A 17,688-nucleotide genomic window follows, 5' to 3' on the forward strand; every position below is an offset into this window, starting at 1 on the left:
CCGGGGGAGGGCGAGTTCGACGCTACCGAGGCAGAAGGCCGTCGAGTGGGACGTTCGACCCCGCGAGGTCGGGCAGCCGCAGGTATGAGTGCGACGGTGAGCCAGAGCGGCGGTTGCGCGCTGTCAGGGTGGGCCGTGATCACGCAGGGGCAGGCGGGCGTGGTGGCTGGTGTGCGGTGGTGAGCCGAGGGCGATCGGCTCGCGCTGCCAGAGCGGGCCGCGACCACGCGCGGTCAGGCGGGCGTGGTGGCTGGTGTGCGGTGGTGAGCCGAGGGCGATCGGCTCGCGCTGTCAGGGTGGGCCGCGACCACGCGGTCAGGCGGGTGTCGGCGCCAGAGCGGTGGTGAGACGGGGGACGGCGAGTTCACGTTGCCAAGGACGGGCCCCGCCGGACTTGAGGAAACCGTCGACCGCGGCCGCGAGTTCGGCGGTGTCGCCGCGATCGTATTCCGGCAGTCCGTCCCAGCACAGTCTGCGGACCAGGTCGGGGGAGAGCAGGTTCTCGACCGGGATGGCGTGCTCGAGCGAGAGCTCGCCCATCGCGGCGCGGGCGCGGGCCAGGCGGGCCGCGGCGATCGGGTCGCGGCGCTCCCAGCGGTTCGGCGGGGGCGGACCGTCGAATGGTTGGGTCAGCGGGGGCAGCTCGCTGTCCGGCAGTCCGCGGGCGCGATCGATGGCGCCGAGCCATTCCCGCGAATACCGGCGCTGGCGCGGGCCGCCGAACACCGGGAGGGCGCGCAGCTGGGCGATGGTGCGCGGGTCGCCGGTCGCGGCGGAGACGATGGCAGAGTCCGGCAGGATACGGGCGGGCGCGACGTCACGGGCGCGGGCCAGCGCGTCCCGCGTCGTCCACAGCTCGCGCACGACGGCGAGCTGACGCGCGCGGCGCAGGGTGTGGATGCCGGAGGTGCGCCGCCAACGGTCGGCCTTCGGCGCGGGCGGTTCGGTGGTGCGGATGTGCTCGAATTCCTGTGCCGCCCAATCGGTCTTGCCCTGCACCTCCAGGTCGGCGGCGACCTTGGCGCGCAGCTCCAGCAGCAGTTCCACGTCCAGCGCGGCGTAGTTGAGCCATTCGGCGGGTAGCGGGCGGGTCGACCAGTCGGCGGCGCCGTGGCCTTTGCGCAGCGCCCGTCCCAGCAGCTTCTCGACCATCGCGGCCAATCCGACCCGCTCGTATCCGGCCAGCCTGCCGCCGAGCTCGGTGTCGAACAGTCGCGCGGGGCGCAGCCCCAGTTCCGCGAGCCCCGGCAGATCCTGATCGGCCGAGTGCAGCACCCACTCCAGGTCGTTGATCGCCTCGCCCAGCGGCGTGAGCGCGTCCGTCACCGGGATCGGGTCGATCAGGAAGGTGCCCGCGCCCGCGCGGCGCAGCTGGATCAGGTAGGCGCGCGCGGAGTAGCGGAAGCCCGAGGCGCGTTCGGCGTCGACCGCGAGCGGACCGGTGCCCGTCGCAAGCTTCGCGGCCGCCGCGGCGACCTCGTCCGCGGTGGCAAGGACCGGCGGCACTCCATCGACGGGGGCGAGCAGAGGTTCCGCTGTGCTGTCTCCCGCGCGCCCGTCTTCGGGCTGGTCTCCTACCGGCATAGACCTGAACTTTACGTTGTGGTCAGTTGTGGTCGTTGCTGGTATACGACTGCGGGCGCAGATGGGTGATCCCCGCGGGCGGCAGACCCGCCGAATAGGCGAGCACTTCGCAGAACGCTTCGACGTGCGGACGCATCTCCGTGGTCAGCGCGGTCCACGAGGCGCGCAGCTCCAGTTGGTGGGCGCGCGGTGGGCCCGCGATGTCGCCGTAGCGCACCGAACTCGTCGAGGTGACGGTGCCGCCGAGCGCGGTGAACGGCTCGGAACGCGACTCGAGCGCGTCGACCAGCCAGCTCCAGGCCACCTCGGGCAGCAGCGGGTCGGTGGCCAGCGCGGCGTCGATATCGGCCTGGATGTAGGCCACCAGACGGAACACCCCGTGCCAGGCGTCGTCACCGTCCGGGTCGTGCAACAGGATCAGCCTGCCGAACGCGTCACCCTCGGAATCGACCGGAACCACGGGGGTCTCGGGATGTTTGACTTCGGCGCCGATGGCGTAGGAGAACGGCGCGAGGCGTTGCGGCGGCCGGATGGGCGCGAGCTCGATCCGAGGATGCACGGTTGCGGTGCCCATCGCCTCGACCGCGGCGCGAAATGGAGCAGGTTCGCCTTGGGGGCCTTCGGTCGGTGCGGCGCCGTCGCGGAAGTCGAGCGGTGTCACAAAAGCGACGGTAGACCTTGTGCCCCCGGCGCGGGCGGAGGCGCGCCGCTGACGCCCCGTCACGGCCCGGTTCGGCCGGTCCGTGGCCGCCCGCCGGGCGCGCATACGATAGCGGTGATGAGCACCTACACTCGCCGCCGGTTGACCGACGCCCCGTTCCTGGCCGCCGCCACCGGCGCCACCCCGAGTCGGCGCCCGGTGTGGTTCATGCGCCAGGCCGGACGATCGCTGCCCGAGTACCGCGAACTGCGCGCGGGCATCGGCATGTTGGAGTCCTGCTTCGACCCGGAGCTGGTGTGCGAGATCACCATGCAGCCGATCCGCAGGCACGGCGTCGACGCGGCGATCTTGTTCTCCGACATCGTCGTTCCGCTCAAGGCGGCCGGTATCGACCTCGACATCGTGCCCGGCGTCGGCCCCGTCGTCGCATCGCCGGTGCGCACCCACGACGACGTGCGCGCGTTGCCCCGGCTGCGGCCCGAGGAGGTGCACGCGGTCACCGAGGGCGTGCGCCTGCTCACCGACGCGCTGGGCCAGACCCCGCTGATCGGTTTCGCGGGCGCGCCGTTCACCCTGGCCTCGTACCTCGTCGAAGGCGGGCCGAGCAAGCACCACGAGCGCACCAAGGCGATGATGCACGCCGACCCCAAGACCTGGCACGAACTGCTCGGCGCGCTCACCGACATCACCATCGTGTTCCTGCAGGCGCAGCTGGCCGCGGGCGTGGACGCGGTGCAGCTGTTCGACTCCTGGGCGGGCGCGCTCTCGCTGGCGGACTACCGGACCTTCGTGCTGCCGCACTCCGAGCGGGTGTTCGCCGAGATCGCCGACGCGGGCGTGCCGCGCATCCACTTCGGCGTCGGTACCGGCGAGCTGCTTGGCGCGATGGGCGAGGCGGGCGCTGACGTGGTCGGCGTCGACTGGCGGGTCCCGCTGACCGAGGCGGTCCGCCGCGTCGGCGCCGGAAAAGCCTTGCAGGGCAACCTGGATCCGGCCATCCTCTTCGCCGGGCCCGAGGCCGTCGAAGTCGAGGCCAGGCGCATCGCCCGCGAAGCCGATCAGGCGATCACGATGGGCGCGGCGGGCCACATCTTCAACCTCGGGCACGGCGTCCTGCCGGAGACCGACCCCGGCGTCCTCACCGCCCTGGTCGAGCTCGTCCACGAGCTCTAGAACCGCCGCTTCGGTCGCGCCGTCGCGCCGAGGTCACGGCGGCGAGCGGGTCTGTTGGCGCGGCGCCGATCGGCCGTGCGGGTGCAGCGGCGTTCGTGCGCGCGGGGCGTCGGACCGCTTGCGCTGGGCTGTGGTCGGGCCGGGAGTGACGAATCGGACAGCGGGGCGGCGGCGGAAAAGATCGGCGAACGGGATACCGTCGCAGACATGAGGATCGCGATTGTCGGCGGTGGGATCAGTGGTCTCGTTGCGGCGTACCGGCTGCGCACGCGGCTCGGCGCGGACGCCGACATCGTGGTGCTGGATCGCGCAGAACGACTCGGCGGCATCCTGCACACCGGTGAAATGGGCGGGGAGCCACTGGATCTGGGGGCGGAGGCGTTCGTCGGACGCAGGCCGGAAGTGCCCGCGTTGCTCGGCGAACTCGGGTTGACCGACCAGCTGGTGACACCCGCCGGGCGGCGTCCCCTGGTCTGGGCCGGTGGTACGGCGCACCCGCTGCCGCCGCGCACCCTCATGGGCATTCCTTCCGACGCCGAGTCCCTGCGCGGCCTGGTCGACGCCGACACGCTGGCGCGGGTCGCCGCCGAACCCGAGCGCGCACTGACCTGGTACCCGGACGCCGACCTGGACGTGTACAGCCTGGTCGCCGACCGGTTCGGCAAGCAGGTCGCCGAGCGCAGCGTCGACCCGCTGCTCGGCGGGGTGTACGCGGGCAGCTCCCGCTCCATCGGTGTCCGCGCCGCCCTGCCCGGCCTGGCCGCCGCGCTGGACGCGGGCGCGCCGAGCCTGACCCACGCGGTGGCCGCCGCGCTGCCCCCACCGTCGAACGAGCCGGTGTTCGGCGGCATCCGCGACGGGTATCGGGTGCTGCTGGACGCGCTGGCGGAGGCCGCGGCCGCCCGGTTCGTCACCGCGACACCGGCCACCCGGCTCGCCCGCGCCACCGGCGGCTGGGTACTCGATCCGCTCGGTCGCGTGGACGCCGTGGTGCTCGCCACCCCGGCGCCGGTCACCGCCAAGCTGCTGCGCTACGTCGCGCCGGGGGCGGCGGACGCGGCCGCCGGGATCGAGCTGTCGTCCTCGGTCGTCGTCGCGCTGTCGCTGCCGAGGGACACCGCGCTGCCCGACAACTCCGGCATTCTGGTGGCGACCGGAGAACGCCTGCGCGCCAAGGCCTTCACGCTGTCCAGCCGCAAGTGGCCGCACCTGGCCGAGCGCAAGACCGCGCTGGTGCGCGCCTCCTTCGGCAAGTTCGGCGACGACGCACCGCTGTCCTGGTCGGACGCCGACCTGATCGCCGCCGCCACCGAAGACCTCGCCACCGTCACCGGGGCCGTGACCGATCCGGAGGAAGCGATCGTGCAACGCTGGCCCGGCGGTCTGGCCCAGTACGCCGTCGGCCACGTCGACCGCATCGCCGAAATCGAGTCCACCACAGCCGATCTCGACGGCCTCGCACTGGCGGGGGCCTACCTGCACGGAGTCGGCGTCCCAGCCTGCGTCGCCTCCGGTGAGAACGCCGCACGCCGCATCGCCGAATCGCTCGCCTGATCACCTCCCTCGCCGCGACGGCGCCGACGGGCCGACACCGATCCGACTCCCGTTCGGTGCTGCGCCGCCCGACGGCGCGACTCGGCCCGCCGAGCGCTGCGTCACCGACGGTGGCGCGTCGTCCCGATGTCGTGCGCAATCGCGAAACTGCGGGGTCCAACCCGGGCACCGACGGCGGAATCGTTCCGAGATTCCGCTCCGCCGCGCGGGCACCCCGATGCGCTGCACCGACAGGCCCGCCCCGAGCACCGGGGTGCGGTGGCCGCAGTGGCACGATAGGAACCATGGCGCGACTCGACTATCAAGCTCTCAACTCCACCATTCGCTACCTGATGTTCTCGGTGTTCCAGGTGCAGCCGGGCGTGCTTGGCGAGGATCGCGAGGCAGCCGTCAAGGAGGCGCGCGCGTTCTTCGACGGGCTCGCCGAGCGCGACGTGGTGGTGCGCGGCATCTACGACGTGGCGGGCATGCGCGCCGACGCCGACTTCATGATCTGGACGCACGCCGAGCGGGTGGAGGACCTGCAGTCGGCCTACGCGGACTTCCGCAGGACCACCGAGCTCGGCCGGGCCAGCGACCCGGTGTGGAGCAATGTGGCGCTGCACCGCCCCGCCGAGTTCAACAAGAGCCACATCCCGGCGTTCCTGGCCGGTGAGGACCCGGGCAACTACATCTGCGTGTACCCGTTCGTGCGCTCCTACGAGTGGTACCTGCTGCCCGACGAGGAGCGTCGCAAGATGCTGGCCGACCACGGCAAGGCCGCCCGCGGCTACCCGGACGTGCGCGCCAACACCGTGAGCTCGTTCGCGCTCGGCGACTACGAGTGGATCCTCGCCTTCGAGGCGCCGGAACTGCACCGGATCGTGGATCTCATGCGCGATCTGCGGGCCACCGAGGCGCGCCTGCACGTCCGCGAAGAGGTGCCGTTCTTCACCGGCCCGCGCGTGGAGGTCGACAAGCTCATCGCGGCGCTGCCCTGACAGACGCCGCAGTGCGTGCCCCGAGATTTCGGGGCATGCACGGCGCGTCGGCGGACCCGTATTCTGCGCTGAGCGTTCGGTCGGCTACCCGGCTGCGCTGTCCGAGGGGTGCAGCCGCAGAGCGATGGAGTTGATGCAATAGCGCTGGTCGGTGGGCGTCGGATAGCCTTCGCCCTCGAACACGTGGCCGAGGTGGCTGTGGCAGTTCGCGCACAGCACTTCGACCCGGTGCATGCCCAGCGAATTGTCCGAACGCAGGATCACCGCGTCGGATTTCGCCGGATCGAAGAACGACGGCCACCCGCAGTGCGATTCGAATTTCTCGGTGCTGCGGAACAATTCGGCGTCGCAGGCGCGACAGCTGTATACGCCCTCGGTCTTGGTGTCGGTGTACTCACCGGTGAACGGACGTTCGGTCGCGGCCTCGCGTAGCACCGCGTACTCCTCGGGGTCCAGCTTGGCGCGCCACTGCTGCGGCGTCAGCTGGAGCCGTGGCGCGGGCAGGGACGTTTCGGCGTCGGAACTCATTGCTCCACGCTAATACGTTTCTCCTCGGCAGGCTCCGATCCGTTGGGTGAGCTGGGCGAAGCCTGGGCCTGCGTCCGGTCGGCGGGCGCCGCGACGGAGTCGCCCGCGTCGTCGGACGCCACGTCCGCCTCGGCGCCGTCGCGACTGTCGGGCGCGGTCCGCATCCACACCGGATCGATGCCGAACGGCAGACGGCCTTCCCGGCGGGCGGCCAGATAGCGATCGCCGAGCACGCAGAACACCACGATGAGCAGCAGGCTCCAGCCGAACGTGATGCGCAGGTACTCGAGGTTGCGTCCGAAGCTCTGCCAGCGGTCCGACAGCCACTTGTCGTAGGACATGAACCCGAAGATCGCCAGCCAGGCGGGCCAGTTGCGCAGCACCGAGTTGCGCAGCACCACCGACATCAGGAACGGGAACAGCATCATCGAGTAGTACATCTGGCCGAGACCGGGCAGCAGGAACATGGCGGTGAGCAGCACACCCGAAGACGTGGTGACGAAGAACAGCTCGTCGTCGCGGTACCAGCGGTACAGAATCCACAGCGAGATCGCCACCAGTCCGGCCATCGTGAGGCGGATGCCCCAGGCCAGCGCGTCCGGCAGGCCGTAGTAGGCGGCGTTGCCCGCGATCGCGCTGTTGAAGTAGTCCCTGGTCTCCATGAGGTAGGGGAGGGTCCTGGTGAAGAACTGCTCGGGGTCCTTCAGCAGCGGCCAGGCGATCGCGGTGAGTGCGACGGGCACGCCGATGGCGGTGATGAAGACCTTCCACTGTCCGCGTGCCGCCGGGATCAAGACCAGCGGCGCCAACACGGGTTTCACGGTGATGCTCAATCCGAGTATCGCGCCCGCCCACAAATCGCGCCGAGCCAGCAACAGGTGCAGGAAGAGCAGCTCGGCCAGCAGGATGCAGCCGTTCACATTGGTGAAGACCAGCGTGTTGATGACCGTCTCGGACATGAACATGGCCAGCAGCAGCGCGGGCGCGGCCACCGACTTCAGCGTGTACTTGAACAGTCGCAGCAGCAGATACCAGGCGAGCAGAATGGCGGCGGCGTTCAGCAGGATGAAGCACCAGCGCGATTTCTCGGGATCGATCAGCGCGAGGGGCGCGATGAGCAGCGTGCCGCCCGGCGGATACAGGTAGTGCGGGTCCACCGTGTCGAAGTTGGCGGTGTAGACCGGGCGGCCGTTGAGGAAGGCCAGCGAGGCGTTGTAGACCGGCTTGTAGTCGTCGGTGATGAACCCGTTGACAGCCTTGATGAATACCCTGTTCAGCACCGTCATGACCGCGAGAGGCCAGAGTGCGAACTTGATCACCTCGGCGGTGGTGCGAGCGGTGCGAGGCTCGAGCTGTCGAAGTAACACTGGGGCACGGTACACCGGATGGGCGGCGCTCAGGTTGCCGGGATATGTCTCGGCGCGGCGAGACACGCCATGCAATCAGGCTATGACCGGGGCGTTCAGGCCGGACAGGCGCTGCCGTCCTGCGGCAGCCGCGCCTCTTTCAGATAGTCCAGCAGCATTCGCTGCGCGCAGCCCGAGTGGGTGAACACCGGGTGCCCCCAGCCCTGCCAGGTCGTCGACGCGTGCCGCGCGCCTGCGGCGCCAAGCGCGCCCGTCACCGAGGCCTGACCGCCGTTGCCCACCACCGGGTCGGCGATGCCGCCGAACACCAGCACCGGAAGGGTGAATTTCTCCGGCAGCGGCGGCGCGCCCGCGACCGGCCACGCCGAGCAGGCCATCAGCGCGATCGCCGCGCTCCGGCCGAACACCGGATACTTCTGACCCCACGCGGCCGTCAGCTCGGACGCCTTGCTGGGGGTCGGCGGTTGCTGAATGTCGGTGCAGCGGTTGACGAACTGGCCGTCGCTCGCGGTTGCCGCCGATTCGCGCAGCACCAGGTTGCCGAGCGCGGCCCGGTCGCCACGCCCGGCCGCCGAGAGCGCGTCGGCCAGTTCGGTGATCCGGTTGGACTGATCGGCGCGCGGCGACCCGAGGAAGCCGCTGATCGTGGTGAGCAGCGCATTGGCGGAGATGTCGCCGAGACCGCCCTCGCCCGCCCTACGGACCAGGTCGGTGATCGCCGCGCGCGGGTCGGGCCCGAGCGAGCAGCCCAGCCCGGTGCAGCGCTGGGCGAACGCGGTGAGCGCCGCTTCCGCGCCTTGCAGGCGCTGCTCCTCGGCGGTCACAGAGTCGGCGCCGACGGCCTCGGGGGAGTCGAGCGCCAAACGGGCCAGGTGATCGCCGAACTTGCGCGCGTAGCTGAGCGCGACGCGCGCGCCGTTGCCGGTGCCGAGCAGGTCGATGTGCTCGACCTGCCACTGCCTGCGCAGCTGTTCGATGTCGTCGGCCGCGTGCGGCGCGTCGAAGGTGCCTTCGTAGGGCTGCAGGAAATCGCGGCAGGAGATGGTGGCCTCCCGGCTCAGCCCGGCCACCGCCTGCACCGGATCGGCCGCGTCGGGTCCGAACTGGGCGTTGTCGGCGAGGCCGCGCCGGATGTCGGGTGGCAGGCAGTCGATCGGCTGGGAGGTGCCGAGGCCGCGCCGGTCCACCGCGACGATCGGGCGCGCGCTGAGCACTGCGCTCGCCGGACCGACAGCGAGACCGGCGAGCGTCGCGGTGGACGAGCGGTCCGTGCCCGAGGTCAGGACCAGCGGTGCGACGTCGGTCGGGGTCTGGGGGAGCCGGGCCCGCATCGCGCCGGTGCGGAAGCTGCCGAGCACGCTGCCCGCGGCATCGATCGGCGTGGAGTACTCCGCGCAGTCCAGCACCAGACCGGCGGGCGCGGGGCCGAGGCCGAGCAGATCGAGGGTCGGCGCGGTGCACTCGCGCCAGCTCAGGTCGGTCTTGGGCACCTCGGCGTTGGGCGGCGGGGGCGGGGTCGACGCCGAGGTCTCTCCGCCGCCGACGGCCGGATGCTCGACGGCGACGACGGGACGATCGGACGGGCCCGCGCCGCATCCGGCGATCATCATCGACAGTGCCGAGGCCAGCACGGCGGCTCGAGTCCAGCGCATGCGCTACAGCCTGCCAGGTTCGGACGCGTGTTTCACCGACGGGCCCATCGGGTCAGCATCGTGCCGTCGGTGTCGAGCACGATGTGCCTGCGCTCCATCGGCATCCGGAACTCGTGCGCGGACAGCGAGATTCGCCGAGCGGTGCCGCCGACCAGCACCGGCGCGGTGGTCAGGCACAGCTCGTCGATCGCGTCCGCTTCCAGCAGTTCGCCGAACAGGTGCGGCCCGCCCTCGCACAGCACCCGGGTGAGCCCGCGCTCGGCGAGCGCCGCGAGCAGACCCTTCGGGGTCACCGCGACGCCGCCCGCCTCGATCACCACGCCGCCTGCTTCGGCGAGCGCGAGCTTGCGGTCGGCGGGCGCGATGCTGGTGGTGATGATCAGCGGCGGCACCGCGGTGTCGGTGAACAGGCGGCAGCCCGGTTCCAGGGCGGCGCTGGCGGTGACCACCGCGATCGGCGGCGGCGCGCCGTCCGGGTGCCCGCCGAGCCCGCGGTCGTAGAGCTCCCTGCGGCGGGTCGCGCTGGTGCGCGCGCCGCCGTAGTTCTCCGCGCGGACCGTGCCCGCGCCGACCACGACCACGTCGGCGAGTTCGCGGAGGAGCATGAACACCGTCTTGTCGGCCGGGGTGCCGAGTCCCGCGGTCGCGTCCTCGCTGGTCGCGGCGCCGTCGATGCTGGCGACGAAATTCGCGCGGACCCAGGGGGCCTGGAGGTCGAAGGGATAGGCGTAGAGCATGGCGAGGTCTTCGCGGCTCAGCTCTGTGAGCTGGATCGCATTGTGGATACGCTGCATGAAGTCAGATCACACCACGTCTTTAGGCTTCGTCCATGCAAGAACGCCTTGTCGATCGCCATCCGGAGGTTCCGGCGGACCAGCTCGTCGCCCAAATGGTGCCTCCGCCCATGTTCGACGAGGTCAGTTTCGCCTCCTACATCCCGGACCCCAAAGAGCCCAGCCAGGCCGCCGCCGTGCGCAAGGCCGATGACTTCGCCGGGCAGGTGGCCAAGATCCACAAGACCGCGGGCAAGAAGAGCCTGTTCGGCAAGAAGAAGCAGGTCAGCGGCGCGGGCCTGTACCTCGACGGCGGCTTCGGCGTCGGCAAGACGCACCTGCTCGCCTCGATCTTCCACAGCGCGCCCGCGCCGAAATCGTTCGGTACGTTCGGCGAGCTGACCAACCTCGTCGGCGCGCTCGGCTTCAACAACGCCGTCGAGCGGCTCGCGGCCAACAGCGTCCTGTGCATCGACGAATTCGAGCTCGACGATCCGGGCGACACCATGCTCGTGTCGCGCCTGCTGACCGAGCTGTCCGCCCGCGGCGTGTCCATCGCCGCCACCTCCAACACCCTGCCCGGCCAACTGGGCGAAGGACGTTTCGCCGCGCAGGATTTCATGCGCGAGATCAAGAAGCTGGGCGCGATCTTCGAGGCCGTGCGCGTCGACGGACCGGACTACCGGCACCGCGACCTGCCGCCCGCGCCGGAGCCGACCTCGCCCGACGTGCTCGCCGAACGCGCCTCGGCCACACCGGGTTCCACGCTCGACGACTTCGACGCCCTGCTGAAGCACCTGAGCACGCTGCACCCGTCCAAGTACGGCGCGCTGATCTCCGGGCTCTCGGCGGTGTTCATCTCCGGGGTACACCCCGTGACCGACCAGGCCGTCGCGCTGCGCATCGTGGTGCTCGCCGACCGCCTGTACGACGCCAGCGTCCCCGTCACCGTCTCGGGCGCGAAACTGGACGAGATCTTCTCCCAGGAGATGCTGGACGGCGGGTACCGCAAGAAGTACCTGCGCGCCATCTCGCGTCTGCTGGCGCTGTCCCGTTTCGAGGCCGCCGCGGCCTGAGCGGCCCGTACGAACTGCCCGCCGACTCGGCGGGCGCGAGGAAGGGAACCCGTCGACGTGACTTCGGTTCGCGCACTGCGCGTCTGGCTCGCCGCCGCGACCGGCCTTGCCATCGCGTTCGGCCCGGTGGTCGGTGTCGCCGTGGCCGACCCGGTGGTCGCCGCGGACACCGTGTTGGACCGTTCGCTCGGCCTGCAAGGTGTCCAGAACGCCAGGGACGTGGGCGGTTACCGCACCGTCGACGGCCGCCTCGTGCGCACCGGTCTGGTCTATCGCACCGGGCAGCTCAACAACGCGACGCCCGCCGATATGGCCGCGCTCGGTGAGCGCCGAGTTCGCGTCGTCGCGGATCTGCGCACCGGCCACGAGCGGGCGATCGCGCCCGACCGCGTCCCGGCGGGGTCCGGCGAGCGCTGGAACGATGTCATCGGCCAGGCGCCGCCGCAGGTTCTGGTCACCGCGCTCACCGGCGGCGGCGACCTGTACCGCGCCTTCGTCACCGCACCGGGCGCCAACGCGGCCTTCGCGTCGGTGCTGCGCGACGTCATCGAGACCGGCGACGGCGCCGTGCTCTACCACTGCACCGCGGGCAAGGACCGCACCGGCTGGGCCACGGCGGTGCTGCTGACGCTGCTCGGCGTCGATCGCGCCACCGTCACCGAGGACTACCTGCTGTCCAACCAGTACCGCGACGCGGGGCCGAACGATCCGCTCAACGGCGTGCGATCCGAGTGGCTGGACGCCGCTTTCGATCAGGTGAACCAGTCCTACGGCGGCTTCGACGCGTACGCGCGCGACGGTCTCGGCCTCACCGACGCCGACATCGCGGCGCTGCGGGCCAAAATGCTGGCCTGAGCGTTCGGTTCAGGACCGGTGCTCGGCGTACCACCGGTCGACCAGGGCGGGCATCTCCTTGCTCAGCCAGACGAAGAACTCGTGAATGTCGAGGACGCGCGCGGCCTGTTCGCTCTGCGGGTCCTCGAACAGCGCGAGTCCGCGCGCGGTCATCGCGGTCAGGTCGGTGTACTGGCCGGCCTGCGAACGGATCAGCTCCGGCATGATGCCGGGCCGGATGGAGTAGTAGTCCTTGCGGTCCCCGGGTTTGGAGCTCTTGTCGACCCAGCGCATGGTGGTCAACTGCTTGAGCGAGTTGGAGATCGAGCCTTTGGACGCCTGCAGCGCGTCGGCGATCTGGGCGAAGGTCTGCTCGGGCGGATCGCACACCAGCAGCCAGCCCGCCGCGCGACCGGTCATCCGGACCAAACCCATGCGTTCGAGCACGAGCGCGAAATCCTCGACGAACGCCAACTGTTCGGGCGTTGGCGCGGGTCGGTCGTGTTCGGTGCTGGTCATCGGTCGAGTATCCCTTTCGTTCCGGAGAAACGGGAAAACGGGGCAGGCCGTGTCGGCCCGCCCCGTGCGCCGCGGTCACACCGCGAGGTCGCGGCGCTCGAACGCGGCCAGCGCGACCGCGACGGCCACCGCAGCCAGCGCGACGAGCACCGCCAGGTGGACGGGGTTGGCGCCGTTGACCAGCGGCGAGTCACCGTTGGCGTAGTAGAACGGTGAGAGCCGGCGCAGCCACTCACCCCCGTCGAACATCCCGCCGAGGTTGTTCGCCAGATAGCCCGCGACCGTCACGAGCGCCGCGAAACCCAATGTCAGAGGGCGCTTTCCGGTCGCCGCGCCGAGCAGCAGGGTGATGGCCCCGATCAGCAGGCTCAGCAGGCCGAGCCCCGCGCTCGCGGCCACGATGTGCCCGGTGGCGATGTCCAAGCCACCGCTGTTCGCGCCCGCGAGGACGCTCAGCGTCAGCACCGTGGCGACCACCGCGGTCTGCGCCGTGAGCGCCGCGAACCGTTGCGCCAGCAGGCTTTTCCGGCCGATCGGCTGGGCGAGCAGCAGATCGAGCATGCCGTTCTCCTCCTGCGTCACCGACCGGGTGGCGAAGGTGATCGCGAAGATCAGCATGAGCAGCAGACCCATGAGCGAGAACACCGTGGAGTTGAGATAGCCGGTGGCGCTGGCGAAACCGCTGAGACCCATGGCGTCGTACATCGCGTTCTGCCCGATATCGAGCGTGCCCTGGTCCCGGAGCGACTGGTAGGACGGCAGATACATCATCGGGACGATGGACAGGCCGATCGACCAGCCGATCAGGCCGCGCCGCTGCTCCTTCAGCGTCTGGGTGAAGACCGAGCGTGTCATGTTCGAGTTCTCCTGTGCGTGAGATTTTTCGTCGGTGGGTTCAGCGGCCGTAGAGGCTGAAGAAGATCTGCTCCAGGTCCGGTTCGGTGGAGAGCACGCTGACCATTCGGTATTTGGCCGCCGTCTTGAACAACTCGTCGACCTCGCCCTCGGTGGTGCAGCGCACCGTCCGGTCGACCACCGAGAGGTCGCGGATACCGGGCAGATTCGCGAAATCGTCGGCGAACACGTCCTCGTCGAAGACCAGTTCCACCGAGCGCGGGGAGCGGCGGCGCAGATCCTCGACGTTCTCGGTGCCGAGCAGCCTGCCCGCCCGCATGATCACGGCGCGGTCGGCGGTCTGCTGCACCTCGCTGAGGATGTGCGAGGACATGAAGACCGTCTGACCGTTCGCCTTGGCCTCGCTGACCAGGGTCAGAAAGCGTTGCTGCAGAAGTGGATCCAGGCCGGAGGTGGGTTCGTCCAGGATCAGCAGCTGGGGGCGGTGCATGAACGCCGCGATGATGCCGACCTTCTGCTTGTTGCCCTTGGACATCGCGCCGACCTTCCTGGACAGGTCGAGGTCGAGCAGGTCGGCCAACTCGGCGATGCGGCCGGGTTCCACGGTGCCGCGTTGGTCGGCGAGGAAACCGAGGAGCTCGCTCGCGGTGTTGCGGCCCTCGATCTCCAGCTCGCCGGGCAGGTAGCCGATGTGCGCGCGCAGTTCGGCGCCGCCGACGCGGGGATCCATGCCGAGCACCTCGACGCGGCCCGCGGTCGGGCGGATCAGGTCGAGCAGGATCCGGATGGTGGTGGACTTGCCCGCGCCGTTGGGTCCGAGGAAGCCGAAGACCTCGCCCTGGGCGACCTCCAGGTCCAGGTTGGTGAGTGCGACGTGCTTGCCGTAGCGCTTGGTGAGGCCTTCGGCCAGGATCGCGGCGGACATGGTGCTCCTTCGACGGTGGTTCGGCGATAACCGATATGTTCAGTAAAGACTGAACACACAGAACTTGTCAACCATCAGCCGGGCGCTGCCTACGATCCGAACATGTCGAAGTTCGAGACCTGGGACGGGCTGGAGCTGAACTACCGCGTGTGGGACGGCGAAGGTCGCACGGTGGTGCTGCAGCACGGATTTGTCGCCGATACCAACGCCAACTGGATGAGCATGGGCGTGGTGGCCGCGCTGCAAGCCGCCGGACACCGGGTCGTCTCGCTGGACGCGCGCGGGCACGGGCGCTCGGAGAAGCCGCACGACGCGGCGCGGTACTCGTGGTCGGCGATGGCGCGGGACGTGCGCGCGCTCTACGACGAGCTCGACCTGGCGGACGTCGCGCAGGTGGGCTATTCGATGGGCGGAGTGATCTCGCTGATGGTCGCCGCGGCCGACGAGCGGGTCGCGAAACTAGCTGTGGGCGGGATCGGTTCGGGCGTGCTCGACTGCGGCGGCGTCGACCGGCGGGTGGTGGATCCCGAGGAGATTCGACTGGCGATGAGCGGCGACGGCGGGGCCGCGTCACGGGCGGCCCGCCTGTTCCGCGTCCTCGCCGACGCGGTCGGCGCCGATCGGGACGCCATCCGCGCCATGGTCACCGGTCTCGACGACCGTCCGATCGGAAGGCTCGACGACATCACCGTTCCCGCGCTGGTTCTCGCGGGCGCCGAGGATCCTTTGGCCGCCGAACCCGAGCGCCTCGCCGCAGCGTTGCCGGACGGTCGCTGCGTTGTCGTTCCCGGCGATCACATGCTTGCTGTGATGAATCCCGGCTTCAAGGACGCCCTGGTCGATTTCGTGCGCTGAGTTTCGTCGCCGTCAGAAGACCAAGCGCATCACGTAGTCGTGGTGGAGCTGGTTGCCGACGGGGAAGGTCTTCGTGCCGACCGTCTGGAAACCGTGCTTGGCGTAGAAGCGCTGGGCCCGAGGGTTCTCCTGGTTGACGCCGAGCCACACGCCCGCGTAGCCCTCCTCGCGGGCCCGCTCCAGTGCAGCGCGCATGAGCGCCGTCGACACCCCCGTGCCGTGGTGACCGGGCAGGACGTACATCTTGCTGATCTCGATCACCGGCCGCAGATCGACGGCCCGCGCCACCTCGGGGTCCGCGGGCTCGCCCGCGTGCAGCATCGCGTAGCCGACGATCTCCCCACCCGCCACCGCCTTCAGCACCGTACGCGCGGGATCGGTCAGGTATTCGCCGAATCGTTCGCCGGACAGCACCTCGGTCAGGTAGATCTCGATGTCGTCGGCGGTCGCGTCGGGCGGGCAGGCCAGCGGAAAGGTCGTGGCCGCAACGTCACTGAGGGCTTCGGCGTCCCACAATCCGGCCCGGTCGACGGTGACTGGGATGTTGCTCATGCGTCCAGTAGAGCACGTTCCGCGGGGAACGGCGCACGACGATCCATTCGGCCTTCGGACAAATATTAGCTCTATGTGTGCTCTCCGATCTTCGGAGACGCTGCTGTCGTAGTTCGTTCCTGCCCGTGTGCTGAGTCCTTTTCGTGACCTACCGTGAGGCCGAGCGGGATTCGCGGCAATCCTTCGCCACTCGCGAGACGAAGATTCAAGGTAGCTAGATGTTGTCTATGAGTCTATCCGACAGTGAGGAGGATTGAGCGGAATGCTGGACTGCGCGGTCGCGGTGATCGGAGCCGGATTCGGCGGCATCGCGATGGGAGTCGCGCTGAAGCGCGCCGGAATCGAGGACTTCCTGATCTTCGACAAGGGGCACGAGGTCGGCGGCGTGTGGCGCGAGAACACCTATCCGGGCTGCTCGTGCGATGTGCCCTCGCACCTGTACTCCCTGTCGTGCGCGCCCTACCGCGACCGGCGCGTGCGTTACCCCGGTCAGCCGGAGATCCTGGCGTATCTGCGCAGAGTGGCCGACGAACACGACCTGGCACGGCATCTCCGGCTCGGTGTCGCCATCACCGAGGCGACCTACCTCGACGACACCGGATCCTGGCGACTCGGCACCGCGTGCGGTCACCGCTCGGTGGCCGAAGTGGTCGTCTTCGCGGTCGGCCAGCTGCACCGCCCGAACATCCCGGACCTGCCCGGCGGCGCGGAGTTCGCCGGGCCCGCGTTCCACTCGGCCGAATGGGATCACGGTGTGGACTTACGCGACCGGACCGTGGCGGTGATCGGCACCGGTTCCTCGGCCGCCCAGATGCTGCCGGATCTCGCGGCGACGGCGCGCCGGGTGTTCGTCTTCCAGCGGACACCGCACTGGGTGCTGCCGAAACCGCGGCCGGAGTTCGGCCCGGTTTCCCGTGCGGCACTGCGGGTTCCCGGCGCGCACCAGCTCTACCGCCGGATGCTCTATCACGGCGCCGACCGCGTGCTCGCTCCGGTCATGCGGCGCGGCTGGTCGGCTCGGCCGGTGGAATGGGCGGCGCGCAGGCACCTACGCAGGCAGGTACTCGATCCCGCGCTGCGTGCCAAGCTCACGCCCCGCTATCCCATCGGCGGCAAGCGCATCGTCTTCGACAGCCGGTTCTACACGCTGCTCAACTGCCCCACCGTGCAGTTGGTCACCGAGGCGATCGAGCGGGTGACCGCCGACGGCGTCGAGACTGTCGACGGAGCGCTGCGCCGTTGCGACGTCTTGATCTACGCGACGGGTTTTCGCGCCTCGGAGTTCCTCGTCCCGATCGCGATCCGTGGCCGCGACGGCGCGGTGCTGCACGAACAGTGGGCGACCGGCGCGTCCGCGTTCCTCGGTGTGGCGGTACCGGGTTATCCCAACGCCTTCCTCATCGCCGGACCGAACACGTTCAATCCGGCGGGGAGCAACCCCACGATGAAGGAGTGCCAGGTCGACTTCATCGTGCGCTGTCTGCGTTGGCGTGCCGAACTCGGCGCCGCCGCGATCGAGGTGACCGCCGAGGCGGCGCGCGGCCACCAGCTCTGGTTGGCCAAAGCCATGGCCGATACCGTCTGGCCCGCGATGGAGCAGAGCTGGTACAAGCACGGCGCCGGCCGGGTGACCAATCCGTGGCCCGCCTCCGCGCGCGCGTTCGGCAGAATGTTGCGCCGCCACCCCGCCGAATCGTTCGCCGTCGTCCGGATCGGCGACCGAATCGGTTAGCGGGGTAGTTTCGGCACACCACCACCTTTGCCGAACCAAGGGTGGTGGTTTCTTCCCCCTCGGGTGCC

General features: G+C 70.0%; 17 protein-coding genes. 7 read left to right on the plus strand and 10 right to left on the minus strand.

The features are described 5' to 3' along the window. Window positions 1–315: 315 nt before the first annotated feature. Window positions 316–1,584, minus strand: a complete 1,269-nt coding sequence (locus AB0H49_RS31750; RefSeq protein WP_354999610.1) for a ribonuclease D — start codon at window positions 1,582–1,584, stop codon at window positions 316–318. A gap of 22 nt (window positions 1,585–1,606) precedes the next feature. Beyond that, window positions 1,607–2,245 (minus strand): DUF3000 domain-containing protein, encoded by a 639-nt coding sequence (locus AB0H49_RS31755; protein WP_354999611.1) that lies wholly within the window; start codon window positions 2,243–2,245, stop codon window positions 1,607–1,609. Between the two features lie 108 nt (window positions 2,246–2,353). Here AB0H49_RS31755 and hemE point away from each other — a divergent pair, with 108 nt between their 5' ends. The 3 genes from hemE to hemQ all read left to right on the plus strand — a co-directional run bounded on the left by hemE (window position 2,354) and on the right by hemQ (window position 5,952). Continuing rightward, the gene (gene hemE / locus AB0H49_RS31760) at window positions 2,354–3,418 is read left to right on the plus strand and encodes a uroporphyrinogen decarboxylase (RefSeq protein ID WP_357256470.1); all 1,065 of its coding nucleotides are present in this window, start codon (window positions 2,354–2,356) and stop codon (window positions 3,416–3,418) included. A gap of 207 nt (window positions 3,419–3,625) precedes the next feature. Then, window positions 3,626–4,972 (plus strand): protoporphyrinogen oxidase, encoded by a 1,347-nt coding sequence (locus tag AB0H49_RS31765; protein WP_357256429.1) that lies wholly within the window; start codon window positions 3,626–3,628, stop codon window positions 4,970–4,972. Window positions 4,973–5,256: 284 nt separating this feature from the next. After that, window positions 5,257–5,952: a hydrogen peroxide-dependent heme synthase gene (gene hemQ / locus AB0H49_RS31770; RefSeq protein ID WP_357256430.1), complete on the plus strand. Its 696-nt coding sequence runs from the start codon at window positions 5,257–5,259 to the stop codon at window positions 5,950–5,952. 84 nt (window positions 5,953–6,036) lie between these two features. On the opposite strand, the gene msrB is transcribed toward hemQ, so the two are convergent. From msrB to AB0H49_RS31790, 4 genes are all read right to left on the minus strand, one after another. After that, the gene (msrB, locus tag AB0H49_RS31775; RefSeq protein WP_067779651.1) at window positions 6,037–6,480 is read right to left on the minus strand and encodes a peptide-methionine (R)-S-oxide reductase MsrB; all 444 of its coding nucleotides are present in this window, start codon (window positions 6,478–6,480) and stop codon (window positions 6,037–6,039) included. Further along, a complete protein-coding gene (locus AB0H49_RS31780; protein ID WP_357256471.1) occupies window positions 6,477–7,880 on the minus strand; it encodes a glycosyltransferase family 87 protein in 1,404 nt (467 codons plus the stop codon). The genes msrB and AB0H49_RS31780 overlap by 4 nt, the downstream gene beginning before the upstream one ends. A 62-nt stretch (window positions 7,881–7,942) precedes the next feature. Continuing rightward, complete coding sequence (locus AB0H49_RS31785) at window positions 7,943–9,499, minus strand: alpha/beta hydrolase (protein WP_357256431.1); 1,557 nt, start codon at window positions 9,497–9,499, stop codon at window positions 7,943–7,945. Window positions 9,500–9,531: 32 nt separating this feature from the next. Then, a complete protein-coding gene (locus AB0H49_RS31790) occupies window positions 9,532–10,293 on the minus strand; it encodes a pyrimidine reductase family protein (protein WP_354999615.1) in 762 nt (253 codons plus the stop codon). A gap of 35 nt (window positions 10,294–10,328) precedes the next feature. Here AB0H49_RS31790 and zapE point away from each other — a divergent pair, with 35 nt between their 5' ends. Continuing rightward, entirely contained in the window at window positions 10,329–11,348 is a 1,020-nt protein-coding gene (zapE, locus tag AB0H49_RS31795) for a cell division protein ZapE (RefSeq protein WP_357256432.1), read from the plus strand. A gap of 57 nt (window positions 11,349–11,405) precedes the next feature. Beyond that, window positions 11,406–12,203, plus strand: coding sequence for a tyrosine-protein phosphatase (locus tag AB0H49_RS31800; RefSeq protein WP_357256433.1), 798 nt, complete (start codon window positions 11,406–11,408; stop codon window positions 12,201–12,203). 9 nt (window positions 12,204–12,212) lie between these two features. On the opposite strand, the gene AB0H49_RS31805 is transcribed toward AB0H49_RS31800, so the two are convergent. The 3 genes from AB0H49_RS31805 to AB0H49_RS31815 form a co-directional block, all read right to left on the minus strand. After that, entirely contained in the window at window positions 12,213–12,701 is a 489-nt protein-coding gene (locus tag AB0H49_RS31805; RefSeq protein WP_354999618.1) for a winged helix DNA-binding protein, read from the minus strand. 75 nt (window positions 12,702–12,776) lie between these two features. Beyond that, window positions 12,777–13,556 (minus strand): ABC transporter permease subunit, encoded by a 780-nt coding sequence (locus AB0H49_RS31810; RefSeq protein WP_357256434.1) that lies wholly within the window; start codon window positions 13,554–13,556, stop codon window positions 12,777–12,779. Window positions 13,557–13,596: 40 nt separating this feature from the next. Next, window positions 13,597–14,481, minus strand: coding sequence for an ABC transporter ATP-binding protein (locus tag AB0H49_RS31815; RefSeq protein WP_357256435.1), 885 nt, complete (start codon window positions 14,479–14,481; stop codon window positions 13,597–13,599). Window positions 14,482–14,583: 102 nt separating this feature from the next. Between AB0H49_RS31815 and AB0H49_RS31820 the strand changes: the two genes are divergently transcribed. Then, window positions 14,584–15,336: an alpha/beta hydrolase gene (locus AB0H49_RS31820; RefSeq protein WP_357256436.1), complete on the plus strand. Its 753-nt coding sequence runs from the start codon at window positions 14,584–14,586 to the stop codon at window positions 15,334–15,336. A gap of 12 nt (window positions 15,337–15,348) precedes the next feature. Here the strand turns inward: AB0H49_RS31820 and AB0H49_RS31825 are convergent, their stop codons facing one another. Further along, the gene (locus tag AB0H49_RS31825; RefSeq protein WP_357256473.1) at window positions 15,349–15,879 is read right to left on the minus strand and encodes a GNAT family N-acetyltransferase; all 531 of its coding nucleotides are present in this window, start codon (window positions 15,877–15,879) and stop codon (window positions 15,349–15,351) included. A gap of 271 nt (window positions 15,880–16,150) precedes the next feature. Here AB0H49_RS31825 and AB0H49_RS31830 point away from each other — a divergent pair, with 271 nt between their 5' ends. Continuing rightward, entirely contained in the window at window positions 16,151–17,620 is a 1,470-nt protein-coding gene (locus tag AB0H49_RS31830) for an NAD(P)/FAD-dependent oxidoreductase (RefSeq protein ID WP_354999868.1), read from the plus strand. Window positions 17,621–17,688 lie beyond the last annotated feature (68 nt).

The sequence above is a fragment of the Nocardia sp. NPDC050713 genome (assembly GCF_040654315.1).
Classification (GTDB): Bacteria; Actinomycetota; Actinomycetes; order Mycobacteriales; family Mycobacteriaceae; genus Nocardia.